The organism is Microlunatus sp. M237 (genome assembly GCF_056896895.1).
Map to the genome: position 1 here is coordinate 679,914 of NZ_JBXHBL010000001.1, position 15,064 is coordinate 694,977.

General features: G+C 60.0%; 10 protein-coding genes. All 10 read right to left on the minus strand.

The features are described from left to right. Positions 1–57: 57 nt before the first annotated feature. A complete protein-coding gene (locus AC1XX3_RS03165; RefSeq protein WP_483319626.1) occupies positions 58–1,503 on the minus strand; it encodes a tyrosine-protein kinase domain-containing protein in 1,446 nt (481 codons plus the stop codon). 73 nt (positions 1,504–1,576) lie between these two features. Beyond that, a complete protein-coding gene (locus tag AC1XX3_RS03170; protein WP_483319627.1) occupies positions 1,577–3,739 on the minus strand; it encodes an acyltransferase family protein in 2,163 nt (720 codons plus the stop codon). A 1,722-nt stretch (positions 3,740–5,461) separates the two neighbouring features. Further along, positions 5,462–6,721, minus strand: a complete 1,260-nt coding sequence (locus AC1XX3_RS03175) for a glycosyltransferase family 4 protein (RefSeq protein WP_483319628.1) — start codon at positions 6,719–6,721, stop codon at positions 5,462–5,464. Continuing rightward, complete coding sequence (locus tag AC1XX3_RS03180; protein ID WP_483319629.1) at positions 6,718–7,989, minus strand: lipopolysaccharide biosynthesis protein; 1,272 nt, start codon at positions 7,987–7,989, stop codon at positions 6,718–6,720. The genes AC1XX3_RS03175 and AC1XX3_RS03180 overlap by 4 nt, the downstream gene beginning before the upstream one ends. Further along, positions 7,976–9,091 carry an ATP-grasp domain-containing protein gene (locus AC1XX3_RS03185; RefSeq protein WP_483319630.1) on the minus strand — a complete coding sequence of 372 codons (1,116 nt, stop codon included), beginning with the start codon at positions 9,089–9,091 and terminating at the stop codon, positions 7,976–7,978. The genes AC1XX3_RS03180 and AC1XX3_RS03185 overlap by 14 nt, the downstream gene beginning before the upstream one ends. Next, positions 9,088–10,215: a GNAT family N-acetyltransferase gene (locus AC1XX3_RS03190; protein WP_483319631.1), complete on the minus strand. Its 1,128-nt coding sequence runs from the start codon at positions 10,213–10,215 to the stop codon at positions 9,088–9,090. The genes AC1XX3_RS03185 and AC1XX3_RS03190 overlap by 4 nt, the downstream gene beginning before the upstream one ends. Then, positions 10,215–11,366: a DegT/DnrJ/EryC1/StrS family aminotransferase gene (locus AC1XX3_RS03195; protein ID WP_483319632.1), complete on the minus strand. Its 1,152-nt coding sequence runs from the start codon at positions 11,364–11,366 to the stop codon at positions 10,215–10,217. Before AC1XX3_RS03195 ends, AC1XX3_RS03190 begins: the two co-directional genes overlap by 1 nt. Continuing rightward, positions 11,320–13,143 (minus strand): polysaccharide biosynthesis protein, encoded by a 1,824-nt coding sequence (locus tag AC1XX3_RS03200; protein ID WP_483319633.1) that lies wholly within the window; start codon positions 13,141–13,143, stop codon positions 11,320–11,322. Before AC1XX3_RS03200 ends, AC1XX3_RS03195 begins: the two co-directional genes overlap by 47 nt. A 200-nt stretch (positions 13,144–13,343) precedes the next feature. Next, positions 13,344–13,949: a 50S ribosomal protein L17 gene (rplQ, locus tag AC1XX3_RS03205; protein ID WP_483319634.1), complete on the minus strand. Its 606-nt coding sequence runs from the start codon at positions 13,947–13,949 to the stop codon at positions 13,344–13,346. A gap of 39 nt (positions 13,950–13,988) precedes the next feature. Next, positions 13,989–15,014, minus strand: a complete 1,026-nt coding sequence (locus tag AC1XX3_RS03210; protein ID WP_483319635.1) for a DNA-directed RNA polymerase subunit alpha — start codon at positions 15,012–15,014, stop codon at positions 13,989–13,991. Positions 15,015–15,064 lie beyond the last annotated feature (50 nt).

A 15,064-nucleotide genomic window follows, 5' to 3' on the forward strand; every position in this document is an offset into this window, starting at 1 on the left:
TCAGCGTCTGGCTAAAGGGTCCAAGGACTGGCTAGCTCAGGCAGGTTCTCAAACTGGTCACACAGTTGATTTCCTGGGGTTCCCCTTTAGTGGCTTGTAGTCATACGAATAGGCTTGGGCGGACTGGACATCAACCTTATTCAGGACCACCCCCAGCACCTTTGCCTCGACCGAATTCAGGGCGGACAACGACTGCTCCAGCTGAACGCGATGCAGCCGATCAGCACCTGCGACGACGAGCACACCATCAACCGCTCGACTAAGCACAGCCGCGTCCGTCACCGGCAGCAGCGGCGGGGTGTCGATTACTATCATCTCGTAGGAGGCGCTTAGGTCGAGGAGCAGCTTTGCCATCGCGGGCGAACCCAGCAGTTCGCTAGGATTGGGGGGAATTTGGCCGGCTGGGAGTATATCCATGGTCGATTTCGCCCAAGGCTGCACGACGTCCTCGACGTTAGCCTTGCCGATGAGGATGGTTGTAAGGCCCACGCCGCCCTCTAGTTCCAAGTAGTCAGCAATCGAAGGCCGCCGCAAATCGGCGTCAACCAAAATAGTTCGAACACCTGCGTCAGCCAGTGACACGGCCAAGTTCATAGCAGTCGTTGTCTTGCCTTCGCCTGGAATAGACGATGTAACTACGATGGATGACGAGTGATCAGCCACGTTAACGAACTGTAGATTCGTGCGGACGCGGCGCACAGCCTCAGCCTGCTGACCCATGGGATCGTATTGCACAGCCAGCGGATGCTGGTTGATGTCGTCGCCGAAGGCGATTGTGCCCAGCAGTGGACTATCAGTCAGCCGTCTTACGTCGGCTTCATCGCGGATCTTCGTATCGAGAGTGCGGCGCAGGAGCGTGAAACCGCAGCCGAGCAACAGTCCGACCACCAAACCGCCTGCCAAGTTCAACCCAATGCGCGGCGACGAGGGGGCCACCGGCGGCAGAGCGACCTCAAGTACCGTCGCCTTGACCGCATCCGTGCCATCTGGGCGCGCCGGCGCGAGACCGGCGACCACCGTCGACAGCTTCGCCGCAACTGCATTCGCGATGTCCGCAGATCGCTCAGGGCTTGGATCCGTGGCCTTGATATTCAGAATCACCGAGTCCACAGCGGACTCCACCGCGATCCGCGATGCAAGATCTTCGGTGGTGGTATCAAGACTCAGATCGCGCCGGACATCATCCAGAACGAACCTCGACCTGGCCACTTCCGCGTACGATCCCATCTGTTTTTCGGTAAAGTTTGACCCCTGAGCTAAGTCAGTCAACGACTCACCCCCTTCGACCGCGAAAAACACCCTAGTGGTCGACGTGTACTGGGGGGTCAGGGCCAAAGTCGCCGCCGCCACGGCCGCCACCGTGCCGAGAGTCAATATGACTATAGTCAACCAAGCCCGGCGCAATGTATCTACGTAGTCTCGGAACTCCATTACTGGACCGCCTCTCTCGCCCTTCAGCGAGTCGTTCAAGATAATCGTGGTTCCCGACATGACTTCACTCATACTCGGACGACACGGGGGATGTTCTCAAAGGTAATTCTCTGCGAAGCCTGGGAATTCGCCATCGATAGATCATTCAATTCAACCCGCGGACGTTCGCGAGTTCCGCGTTCAACGATGAGGCGAGGGTGCGCGAATACGTGGCCGTGATGTGGTTACTGTCTCTATAAACCAGCACCCCGCCGATGATGGGGGAACAGAGAGTCGCTGGGCAAATCATTTGATTCAGATCAATCATGGCGACATCTTCGTCGAGACCCTTCATCGCGGCGTCTTGGTGTGGACCAGCGTTGGAGTTAGCAACCTCGGACTCCACCGCGCATTTGCGCAACCGATCAGTGTTCTCTGCAACGCATTCCGGCACATCTATGCCCATTCGAGGAGTGTCGCGCAGAACCACTACTGGTGCCCCAATCTTAAGGAGTGACTTCCAAGCCGCTTGCATCCCCGCCACAAATTGACGTTCACTGGGTTCCCCGTCGCCCGCCATTCGATACCCAGAATTGCTCACCAAAATGACACTAGGCTTCAAATCCTCCAGCGCAGTCCGGAGCTCCGAATTCCAGCGGCTACAGCTGGTGTATTCGTTGCCATCGTTGTTCAAGACCGTACCCGCTACAACCGGACAAGCCGATTTCGTGAAGGACACCAAGTTCCAGCCTCTTTGTTGGGCCACAGCCTGCAGCGCTGGAACCCACTGAGCCGCATGCGAGTCCCCAACAAGAGCTACGGTCTTTGAACCTTCGCCATACTGGAATCTACACGGCGACGCTTTATCGCTCTTCTCGTCCTGGTGACACCCTTGGGCATATACCGATGGATTGTCCTGTGCGGCCGTACGCGCCGTCGGCACGAAAGAACCTGCGATATCCTTTGGTTCACCCAGCGATCGATCCAGGGCTAATGCTGCGGCCCCGATAGCCTCAGCTGAGCGATCGCCGCCGTTCGACGTGTCTGCTGGCTGTTGTACTGCCACGTAGGCTGGTGCAGCCTTGACCGGGAAAAGCGTTGCGAGCAGCATCAACCCGATCACGACTCCAACAAGACCGCAGATCGCGCCGAGCATCAAGCTACGCGAGGTATTACGGCGTAAACCGGCATGTCGCTGCACAGGCATCTCTAGATATTTCCAACTAGCCCAGGCTGGAAGCACTGAAGCGATAACAACTGCCGCCCCCGTCACCGGATTGAGCGGCCCGAGCAGATACTCGCCGAACACGACGAACGGCCAATGCCACAGATAAAGCGAGTACGAAATATTTCCGACTATCACTAAGGGCTTCATGGCCAACAGACGGGCGACTCGAAGGCGAGGGAATCCGGCGCAGCCGACGATAACTAGGGCTGCGCCCACAGTTGGCAGTAACGCTGCGTATCCGGGAAACTCAGTATCACCGTCGTACAGAACGCTGGCGCCAAGGACCATCACCAAGCCCAACCACGCCATAAAACTGCCCACGTGGCTTCTCAATCGACCAAGCTTCATCGAGAGGAAATACCCGAATCCCCCGATCGCTATCTCCCACACTCGGGTGCTTGAGACGAAGTACGCCGCACCGGGGTCCGCTCGGGTGTAGTAGACCGACCAAGCAAGCGAAGCCATCACCACTATTGCACTCGCGACCAGCCCTATTCTAAGCACACTGTGTCTCGGTTGACTCCGTTTGGAATCGCGCCGCCACTGGCGTCGCGACATTACCACCACGACCAGCAGAAGGATGGGCCAAAACAGATAGTATTGCTCTTCTACGGCAAGCGACCAGAAATGTTGCAGAGGGCTTTGGGCCTCGGATCCGGCGAGGTAGTCAGTCGATCGGCCCGCCAGGGACCAGTTCACAACGTAAGCGGAACTTGCGATGGCATCAAACCCTACGTTCTTCCACCGAGTCTGCGGCAGAATCAGCACAGTTAGCGCAACAGTTACAGCGATCGTAACCACGGCCGCGGGGAGGATGCGACGAGCCCTCCGCGCGTAGAAGTTGCTTAACGACAAAGTTCCAGTGTTCGCCAGCTCGCGGTAGATTATTCCGGTGATCAAATACCCAGAAATCACGAAGAACACGTCCACGCCGACGAACCCTCCGGTGACACCTGGTATGCCGGCGTGGTAGACCAGTACCAGCAGAACCGCGACGGCTCGAAGACCCTGAATATCGTCGCGATGACCGCTTGGCGTCGATTTCTCGGGCGATGCTTCCGATCTCCGCGCGGCAACGTTGCGCATAGTGGCGAGGCTCACCGAGTACTCCTGTTGATAGACAAGCGACCGTCTCTTCGGCCGGCGCGCGACGGATTCCAGTTCCGGGCGCGGCATCGAGTACCGGAGAACCCCGACTCCAGCGGGGGGGACTCTACCAAGATTTCTCCCCCGTAGTGCCCTCTCGCGTCCGAGTCGGCGCGCCTCGCTCGCAGCTGTTCATGCCCGCTTGACACCGGCCACCATGAAGCACTCTTGGGTCCAATCGCCCAGACCGTGTACTGATCGCGACGTCCGGCCTCGCGGTCCGGGCACCGGACACTGTCCACTGTCGATTCAAGGTCGCGCATCCCTAAGGAGCCAGTTCTTTAGTGGGCCGTCCCGCCCCTAGTCCTGAAGGCTGCACGAGCGCAAGCAAGAGCAGCAATGGTGTGCGAAGCGCCGTCCGTGCCAGCCATGTGTGAGAACCGCTCCAGGCGAGGTCTGCGACGCCGCCAGCAAGGAGCAGCACCATGATGAAGATCATCTTCGGCCTCCCGTCAGCTCGCGCACTCTGGGAGAGTCCCGAAAGGGCACTATCCAAGCGACGAAACAGGAAGGCGAGCACGGGGACCATTAACACGCAGCCAACGAGTCCAAAGTTGAATATCCATTCGCCAGCCGAAGTGCTCGCCGCAGAGTAACCTGTCCCGACCCTGCTCGGGGCTACAACTCGTACGAGTTCGTAGCCAAGTGCATCTGGCACCCAACTCGGTCTCCAACTCTCCGGAACGACCGAGAAGGGGATGGACAAGAACGTACGCCCGAACGTCACGGGAAACCCGTCCGCTTGCTCCTGCAGAAGTCGTGCGAGCGTAGCGATTGGTGAAGTCATCGACTCCAATCCCGAACGTCCGGAACTGGCCCCCCGGGCCAACGATTCCTGGTAACTGAGTCGATCCCTCGCCAACCACCACACGGCAACAGGCGTTGCCACCACAACAGTAAGTTTCAATGAGCGAGTGGGATGCCGAAGCGAGGCAACCAAGATCAGACTGCAGGCTAAGGCCACGAGACGCAATCTGCCCGATCCTTGATGGAAAGCGGCCGTGAAAACGACGAACATGGACAGTACAACTACGGTGCCAGCCGACAAGATACGAAAGCGCGGCCGATACGCGACGTAGACAGCGGCAACGACGACACAGCTGAATGCTATGCCGTCAGCGATCGCCCCCGCGGCGAGCGGGAGGGCCCCAAGGCGCCCCGCTGCGACCGCAGCAAATATGGCGATGACAGCTAGCAGTCTCCACGTTTCCTGCGGTGGAGCCGCAGCGTCGCCGTCAATGCGCGTCGTCGTGGATGACCCGTTGTTGCCACGTGCCACCGCACCCAACACCACCTGTGCGACAAACGCCGCCAACAGGGCGCGCGTCAGTGCCACTGGCGCAATGCCGAGGGGGAGGTCCAACGCCGTGGAGACACCGGCGTATCCGATAAAGAGCGCGCACGCGAAGTTGTACAGCCCGAGCGTCGTTACGGCCGAACCGCCGTCGCGCAGGAACAGAGACAGGCCATAGAGTATGGACAAGATGCCGATGCAGCAGTTGGCGCCCTGCACCAGGCTGTCGGATGCTCCGTAGGTAGAGGCCATCAGACCGCATAACAGCGCGGATACTAACCAGACGACGTTCTCAATTACCCACAGAAGCCGGCCATCACCCCTCCCCGCGCCGCCCATGCCGATCGCGCCGCGTTGCTGCGAGTCTGGACGAACACCGTCGTTCACTTGCGAGCCCTACTCCTGAGCCCCCGCCGGCGATGGCTGCTCACTTGCGGCGCTGCGGACACCAGCACGGCCTCCAGCTTTTCCGCCAAGTCGTCCCTCGCGAAACGCTGGCGGGCAAGCGACAGAGCAGACCGCCCCGACGCCTTTAGCCGCTCCTCATCGTGCAGAAATTCGACAAGGCATCGCGCCGATGTAGACCAACTATGAGGATCGAGAACCAGTCCCGCCCCGGTCTCCAGCAGCAGGTCCGCTTGCCAGCCACCATGGTTAATGGCGATGGGACGCCCCGCGGCTAGTGAATCGAAGAATTTGTTGGCGCTGTTTGCCTCTAACGCACCGATGGGCGCGACCGTCGACACAGTGACGGTCGCAGCGGCGAAAAGCGTCGGCACATCCACCTTGGGAACGCGCGGAAGCATAAACAGCGTGTTATCGAGAACCCCAAACTCGTGCGCAGCACGGCGGACAACCGGCTGCTCAACGCCGTCCCCGACGATGACAAAGCGGACTTCCGGATCAATCTTGGCTACCTCGCTCGCGACGCCTACCAAGTATTGAACGTCATTCACCCGCCCCAGCGTGCCGCAGTACAGGACCATCTGCCGGCCACCGAGCCAGTCTCGTCCATGCCTCCACGTCTGGCCCTCTTCGTCGACCCCTCCGAACAGATCCAGGTCGCATGCATTTGGAATGACCACTACCTGCTCCCTGGGGTAGCCAGTGCCCACGATTCCATCCCTCATCGCAGGAGAGAGCGCAACCACTGCGGTGGATCGGTAGTAAGCCAGCCGCTCGAGAGCCCTGGCCAACCCCCTCACGATTGGGTTCCGAAGTGCCCCCATCGCGATGGGGACCTCCGGCCACAGGTCCCTCACCTCAAAGACCATCGACGCTCGACAGAACGCCGTGGCAAAGATGGCAGGAAGCGCAATAGTCAAGGGCGTACTAGATGCGAACACAACATCGCCGCGCAGTTTTCGGGCAACGATGGAAGCTGCGGCAGCGAAACGCATGAATGACACCAAACGGGCCCTTATCGACATCTCGTTCGAGTACGGAAGGGTATATCGGTGCACTGTGAAGCCAGCGACTGAATCGGTGTACCACGATCGGGTGGTTTCCGTGGTCCGCCGGTCAGAGGTGACTACGTGCACGTCATGACCCGCCGCTGCAAGCCGCCGAGCCATCTCGTATGTTCGACTCGAACCTCCGTCCGTCGGTAGATTAAAGTATTGATGCAGATAGACGATTTTCACGTCAGCTCCCTCTTATGCACGAAGCGCGCAACAATGACCGCCCCAACACTGAAGCAGACGCCGTATCCTAGTATCGAGCCGATCGCAGCGCCATAAGCGCCCAGCTGCGGGATGAGCACGACATAAGCAACGATTGCTGCAGACATTCCTAATAACTCGATGATAGACACTCGCGTGGAGTATCCCCAGGAAATAAGCATGCCTTGCTGAACGCGACTCATCCCATAAAGAACGCCCGATATGCCAAGGGGAATAATGAGGCCTCGAGAAGCCGAATAAGCGTCTGGAAGAACAAAATCGATAACAACCATCGCTACGATGCCGAGAACGCTCGATAATGCAGCTACCAGCAGACCAGCCTTGAGAACTAACGATAACACCGACGTTTTCGCGCTGTTCACCCCGTTGGTCCACCTTCGTAGAGAAGCGTCAACCCATTGCTGCACCGGCCAAGTGGCCATCTCCATCACAGTAGCGACAACCACATAGATGCCGAGCTCCGCCGTGGTTGCAAGCGCGGGCAGCAGCAGCCTGTCAGAGCGAAGCATCGCGGTGTTACCAAAAGATGCAGGCAGTAGCCTCAGTCCTCGCCGCCGAACCATTATCAACTGCTCGGACCCTGCTGGGCGAATGCCCCGGTCACGCTTCGTAAAAACCACAGCGATGGCCAACAGACTCGTAGTGGCATAACCAGCAAACCACACCAGGCCACTGCTCACTCCGCCATACGCTAGCCCGGCGCAGACAACGAGGAGAAGGAGCTGTGTGCCAACAGCGCTGACAAGGAAGTATTTGACGGCGGCACTCGCAATGTATGCCGTCCGAATCACTCGGACCATGGCGTTGCACATCAGGTAAACGACGAGTATCAGAAGAGCAATAGTCATGCTGAAATCGCGCTGTACTGCGAAATAGACTCCCACCAGTAGCGGCACCACAACTACCAGTTGACCGGGACGGATTAACCACATGATCTCAGTCAGCATGGTAGAGAAATTGCCATGTCTCGCGGCGATAAATGGTCGCTCTATGCCGAGAAGAGATATCACCGTGAGGAGATAAGTGCACTGCAACAGCAGTGCCAGTACACCACGTTCAGATGGGCTCATTGCGGTCGCAGCCAACAAGTTTACGAGAAACGCGACCAGAGCCGTAAGCACCTGGCCAGCAAGCAAGAACGCTGCCGCGCCGTTCGCTGATCCCTTCCGAATGATGTTTCGTACTGCCTTACTCACAACATTCGTGCGCTTTGACTCAATCTCGGTCATCGCGCTTTTCCGAGTTGCCAATTGCACCCGTTGAATTGCTATCGTCAAATCGGGACTGAACGACGTCCTCAAATTTGGCGGAAGTGACGCTGCTCCTATACGAGGTCCAAGAGGGATTGCGAGGCATGCCGACTAGTTCGCTAAGGTAATAGAGCGGAACGTCTGCACCCGCCATATGGGAGAAAGGATATCCACCACCGAACCTCGGGTTAACATCAATTACATGGGCTCGGCCTGCGGAGTCAACGATGACGTCCATGTCAATCAGGCCTTGCGGGTGAATAACGCGGGCCACGTTCTCTGCGATATGCGTAAAGTCCGTCGTCGCCGGAACCGTTATGGCTCTATCTGTTTCCCCTGACCTCATCCTCAGCTTCTTCCGAGCAAGAACATCGATCGGGGCGAGGGGGTTCCACCGAAGCGGGGTCACAATATCGATGCCGAACTCGGCGCCCGTTACGCATGGCTGCACGACCACGAGGTCATTGGCATCGACGCCCTCACTCGCACGGCTCGGCAGCGATGCGACCGCTTTTTGAATGCCGGACGCAAGGTTCAGTTCAGATACCGTTCCAACACCAGAGGATCCGCTGCCAAAGCGGTGCTTCACTATAGCCTGCTTACCCCCTGACACCAGGGACGCAATACCAACTGCGTCTGACGCCAAGAAGGTCTCAGGTACAAGAATTCCCGCCCTGTGGAAGGCTTTTGCCATTGCATACTTGTCGGATACCCAGGATTGCTGCTGCCTGGACAGAGATAAGACAACGCTTCCCAAGGCTCTCATTTCGTTGGCGAGTCCACCGGCAAATTGCTCAAGCTCGAAATCGTTGAGAGTGAATACGAGGTCGGGTTCGTGGCGTCGTATCACATTCAGCATCTCAGATTCGTACGCCGGATCGTCGTAGGGTGGCACCACGAATGCTCGATCGGCGACGGCGCACGCGGCGGACGTCGGGTCGCTATCCGTCACCAGGACCTCACCGCTGAGACCGAGCTTGTGCATGGCTTCTTTGAACCACCTCACCAAATACACGCGACGTCCAGCTGAGGCCATAAGGATTCTTATTGGGCGCGGCGGGCCACCTAGTCCCTCATTCATTCCTTCAACTCCATAGCCATGGATACTTTCGCAGACCCCGGTGCACGGCCGCTCACCATAAAACCAACGCCGCTATACATTCGAAGGGCGGGCTGGTTGTCTTCCTTTGTTTCTAGGTGTACTCGTCGAAGCCCGATGCTCCTCGCGCGCGCCAGAAGCAGTTCCATTGTCTCGCGACCGTATCCCATACCTTGGCGATTTGGATCTACATAGATGTATAGCGCTGCGTCCTCCGACTGTATGTTAGTAAGACCACACATCGCGACGGGCTGTCCCCCATCTAGAGTCACTGCCGTCCAGTCGAGCCTGGTCGGATCGTTGACAGCCCCGCGGTACCACGTCACCATCGACGCCAGATCCGGGTCGAACGTGATCGTGACGCCCTGACGAACTGATTCAGCAGATAGCCAACTAACCCTCGCTTCCAAGTGCCGCTCATCTAATGGCGTTAGTCGGAGCCGCTCTGACCTCATTGGTCCAAAGAACTCGCTCATGGTCGCTTGCCCCTCCGCCGCCACTCCGTCTTGGTTAATCACCTTAAGGATCGTCCGCGCTAGGAGTGTCAGATCCATCATGGGACCTAGGCTTTCGACATACCGCACATCCAATTCGAGCCTGTCATCCCACGGGAGGTTGTTCCGGCCACTAACTTGCGCCAGCCCGGTGATTCCGGGCCGGACCTCTTGACGACGCCGTTGCCTCGCGGAGTACCGCTTGATGTATGCCATACGGAGAGGACGTGGGCCAACGAAACTCATGTCGCCGCGAAGAACATTCCATAGACTCGGCAACTCATCCAAGCTGGTCGCCCGCAGCCTGTGGCCAAATCTCGTCATCCTCTGTTCGTTCGTCATGAGTCCACGCGCTGGGTCGGGCTGCAGCATGGTGCGAAACTTCCACAGGTTGAACGGTTCAGACGCCATACCCGGACGTTCCTGCTTGAAGAAGATTGGCCGGCCCAGTTTGATTCGAACCATAATCGCGACCACTCCCAACATGGGCCAGAGTGCGACAAGAAGCAGTGCCGCCGCGGCAGCGTCTAAGAGTCTCTTCACCCGTATATACATTATCCTCGAATCAACCGACGTGCTCGAACCACGCTTCCGTCGATTAGACCTCTTCATTATCGCTTATCGCCAAGAAACTGATTGATGCTTGATTCGATTTGTATTATTTGCGCGTCCGTCAAACAGGAGCCGCTCGGAAGCGAAAGCCCGCGGAGGAATAGGTGCTCGCTAGTACCGTTGAGGTATGCCTCGTACTTCGCGAACACGGGCTGCAGATGCATAGGCTTCCATACCGGTCGTGCCTCGATATCGCGTTCCGCCAGATGCGATATCAGCTCCGATGGGTTCCAGCCGGTGATTGCTGGGTTTACCTCGATCGATGTCAACCAGCAATTATCTGCCGTCTCCACTTGACCTACAGCGCCGTCGTCACCGCCGAGAATGCTGACCCCGGCGTACTCGGAGAAGAACCGACGGTAACGCGTGCGTAGCTCCCTCCGCCGAGCCACCATTTCCGGTAGGCGAGACAATTGGGCTCGCCCCAACGCAGCTAAGACATTGGACAGGCGATAGTTGTACCCGATGTCGGTGTGCTCGTAGTGGACCACTGGTTGCCGGGCCTGAGTGGCGAGGTATCGGACGCGAGCAGCAGTACGCTCATCGTCAGTGAGCAGCGCCCCGCCACCTGAAGTGGTCATTATCTTGTTGCCGTTAAACGAGACCGCCGCTGCGTGCCCGAAGCTTCCTGCCGGCCGCCCAAGGCGACACGCTCCAAGCGACTCGGCCGCGTCTGCGAGGACCGGCACATCGTACGTCTGGGCTAGTGCTTCGATCCGCTCGTAGGCCGCCACCTTGCCCAGCAGGTCTACTGGAAGGAGCGCCCGTAGCCGACTGCCCTTAGCGCGCTGCTCTCTCAGAGCCTCTTCGAGGAGGTCGGGATGGATGTTTCCAGTCTCGTCGCAGTCGACGAATACTGGCGTCGCACCTGTGTACACGATCGCATTGACGGTCGCTGCGAATGTCATAGTGGAGGTGACGACCACGTCACCCGGGCCAACTCCGAGGTCCAGCAAGCCTAAATGAAGCGCCGCGGTACCGGACGATAGGGCCACAGCGAAGCCACGTCCGGTCCACTCCGCCAACTCAGTCTCGAATGCTTCTACCTCGGGTCCGAGAGGCGCTATCCAACCGGAGCGCATCGCTCGGAGGACCGCCGCCTCTTCAGCTGCTCCGACGTCGGGAGATGAGAGATAGATTCGCTCGGTCACTGTTGATATTCACTTCCGGATGGTCGGGCCCCGAGCGTGTTGACGTGTATCGCACGTCTGCTAAAGCTGTCGGGCTTATTGGCGGAACTGGCACATGCACGATTAGCGGATGTCTCTTGCTGATCCCCCGCTCTTCTCTACTAAATAGGACCTCATGCATCTTCTCGCCTGGGCGCAGCCCAGTGAACACGATGTCGATGTCATTGCCGGAGGCGGCGATCAGCCGATTGGCCACGTCGAGGATCCGGACCGGCTCACCCATGTCCAGCACCAGAACCTCACCCGCATCACCGATAGCGCCGGCCTGGATGGTCAGCTGGCAAGCCTCGGGGATTGTCATGAAGAACCGAGTTACGTCGGGATGGGTGACGGTTACCGGGCCCCCGGCTTCGATCTGTGCGGTGAACGTGTGCAGCATGGACCCGCGGCTGCCCAGCACGTTGCCGAACCGCACCGAGAGGTAGGTCCCGTTCGAGTGGAGTCCGTACCAAGCGGTCAGTTGTTCCGCGATCCTCTTCGTACGCCCCAGCACGCTCGTCGGTGTGGCCGCCTTGTCAGTGGAGATGTTGACGAACCGGGTGCAGCCATACTTCTTCGACATCGCCAGCACGTTCAGTGTGCCCAAGACGTTGGTCTTCCAGCCCTCATCTGGATATTGCTCCAGCATGGGCAAGTGCTTGAGCGCCGCCGCATGCAGCACCACATCTGGGCGGTGGTCGGCGAAGACCTTATCCAGAGCTGCCTCGTCGCGAATGTCGGCCAGCACCATGTCTGGCGTGTCCAGCAGGCCACGACCATAGATCGACAGCTGCACGGCATGCAGCGCAGACTCGTCCCGGTCGAGCAGCACCAGCTCGCTGGGGCCGAACCGATAGACCTGGCGGGCGAGCTCCGATCCGATCGATCCGCCGGCCCCGGTGACGAGCACGCAGCGACCGGTCAGATAGCCCGCGATCTCGCCCAGATCCGTCTCGATCTGGTGCCGACCCAGTACGTCGGCAATGTCTAGCTCGCGGACGTCCTTGACGCTGACGTTACCGCCGATCAGGTCCCGAACGGGTGGGAGGACCAGGAACTTGAGGCCAGCGCGCTCGACCAGATCCGAAAGCTCTCGAACCAGCGACGCGTCAGCTGAGGTGATGGCCAGGATGATCGTTTCCGCGCCGCGCTCCCGGGCCATCGACACGAGGTCCGCTCGAGAGCCCAGCACCCGCACGCCATGCAGGCGCAGATTGCGCTTGGCGCGCGCGTCGTCGATCAGACCGACCACGTGGTACGTCGCCGCTGGGTCGGAGTGGATGGAGCGGATCAGCTGCTCCGCTGCGTCACCCGCACCGTAGATGATCACCTTCTCCGCGCCGATGTGCTTCAGCGCCCGGAAGCTCTTCACCGCCCGGTAGGCCCAGCGTCCGCTCCCCATCGCGATCAACGCGATACAGGGGGTGAGCACCGCAGTCGCCCGGGGGAACCCGTCCGGCCCGACCAGACCGACGAAGATCAACCCCAGCACCGCGGCGACCGCGAAGACACTGACCGCCAGACAGACTGCCTCGTCGAAGCTGGCGGTGCGATAACGACCGCGATACAGCATCAAGATCATCCCGGCGATGACCTGCCCCAAGCAGGCCAGCACGGCGTACAGGACGATGGAGGACCAGAAGACGCCGCTCAGGTCGAACTCATAGCGCGTGGCCACGACGAGCAAGGTCGCGAAGATCCAGCTGGCGCAGTCCCACGCCACCCGGATCAGGCGCCGCCTGAGCAGTGGGTCAAGCAAGGGAGGTCCTCTCCGACTCGCAGCCCCCGCACGAATCCGCCGACATGTATAGTCGCCGACTGTACTTCAGATCGAACCTCACTGCCCGTACCAAGATCATTATCTGGACCTGAAGGTGAGCGTTATAGGGACTCGAGAAACACAAAACGGCGCCCACCCCAGGGGGTGGACGCCGTCTCGGCTGAGCTGAAACTGCTGGGTCAGGCGTTGTTGATCTTGCCCTCGGCCGCCTCTTCCGCAGCGACATCGTCGCTCGGTGCGTCCTCGGACGGGGTGGCCTGCTCCTCGGCCGCGTCAGCGACGACCGCGTCGGCCGGAGCCTCGTCGTCGGCCAGCGTCTCGTCGGACACGACCTCCTCCGAAGCGGACTCGTTGATCACCGGCGCCGGAGCGGCGGCGGCCTTGGCCGGGGCGGTGGACCGCACATTGGCCTTCTTGGAGTCATCGAGCGACTCGGTGACGAGTTCGATCACTGCCATCGGGGCGTTGTCGCCCTTGCGCGGACCGACCTTGGTGATGCGGAGGTATCCGCCGTCACGGCCTTCGAAGGTCGGCGCGATCTCGGTGAAGAGCACGTGCACGACGCTCTTGTCCTTGACCGTGGTCAGCACCTGGCGGCGCGAGTGGATGTCGCCACGCTTCGCCTTGGTGATGAGCTTCTCCGCCAGCGGGCGCAGGCGCTTGGCCTTGGCCTCGGTGGTGGTGATCCGTCCGTGCTCGAACAGCTGCGTGGCCAGGTTGGCCAAGATCAGCCGCTCGTGGGACGGGCTGCCGCCGAGGCGGTTGCCCTTGGTGGGTGTAGGCATGTCAGTTCTCCAGGTTCTCTGTTCAGCTCAGTCGGTACGTCAGTACTGTTCGGTCTCGCTGAAGTCGACTTCTTCTTCTTCGTCGGCCTCGTCGTAGCGGCTGATCGCGGTCAGCGGGTCGAAGCCGGGCGCGCTGTCCTTGAGCGACAGTCCCATCTCGTGCAGCTTCAGCTTGACCTCGTCGATCGACTTGGAACCGAAGTTGCGGATGTCGAGGAGGTCCTGCTCGCTCCGCGAGACGAGCTCGCTGACGGTGTGGATGCCCTCGCGCTTGAGGCAGTTGTAGGACCGGACGGTGAGGTTCAGGTCCTCGACCGGCAGAGCCAGGTCGGCGGCCAGCTGCTCGTCGATCGGCGACGGGCCGATCTCGATGCCCTCGGCCTCGACGTTCAGCTCACGGGCCAGGCCGAACAGCTCGACCAGCGTGCGGCCGGCCGACGCGACAGCGTCCCGCGGCCGGATGGCGGCCTTGGTCTCGACGTCGATGATCAGCTTGTCGAAGTCCGTACGCTGCTCGACGCGGGTGGCCTCGACCTTGTAGGTGACCTTGAGCACCGGGGAGTAGATCGAGTCGACCGGGATGCGGCCGATCTCGGCGTCGGCCATCTTGTTCTGCACGCCGGAGACGTAGCCACGCCCGCGCTCGACCACCAGCTCCATCTCCAGCTTGCCGGAGTCGTTCAGGGTGGCGATGTGCAGGTCGGGGTTGTGCACCTCGACGCCGGTCGGCGGCGCGATGTCGGCGGCGGTGACCGCGCCGGCACCCGCCTTGCGCAGATACATGGTGACCGGCTCGTCCTCCTCCGAGGACACGACCAGCGACTTGAGGTTCAAGATGATCTCGGTGACGTCCTCCACCACACCGGGGATCGTCGAGAACTCGTGCAGGTTCCCGTCGATCTTGATGCTGGTGATGGCCGCGCCCGGGATGGACGACAGCAGCGTGCGCCGCAGCGAGTTGCCGAGGGTGTAGCCGAAGCCCGGCTCCAGCGGCTCGATGACGAACCGGGACCGGTTCTCGTCGACGACTTCCTCAGCGAGAGTGGGGCGTTGTGCGATAAGCATGGTTCTTCATTCCTTCCCACGTCGACCACTATTTGACGACGTGAACCCTG

Coding starts and splice junctions, on each gene's coding strand:
- AC1XX3_RS03165 (WP_483319626.1), bottom strand. CDS start 1,503: ATGAGTGAAGTCATGTCGGGAACCACGATTATCTTGAACGACTCGCTG.
- AC1XX3_RS03180 (WP_483319629.1), bottom strand. CDS start 7,989: ATGACCGAGATTGAGTCAAAGCGCACGAATGTTGTGAGTAAGGCAGTA.
- AC1XX3_RS03185 (WP_483319630.1), bottom strand. CDS start 9,091: ATGAATGAGGGACTAGGTGGCCCGCCGCGCCCAATAAGAATCCTTATG.
- AC1XX3_RS03190 (WP_483319631.1), bottom strand. CDS start 10,215: ATGAAGAGGTCTAATCGACGGAAGCGTGGTTCGAGCACGTCGGTTGAT.
- rplQ (WP_483319634.1), bottom strand. CDS start 13,949: ATGCCTACACCCACCAAGGGCAACCGCCTCGGCGGCAGCCCGTCCCAC.
- AC1XX3_RS03210 (WP_483319635.1), bottom strand. CDS start 15,014: ATGCTTATCGCACAACGCCCCACTCTCGCTGAGGAAGTCGTCGACGAG.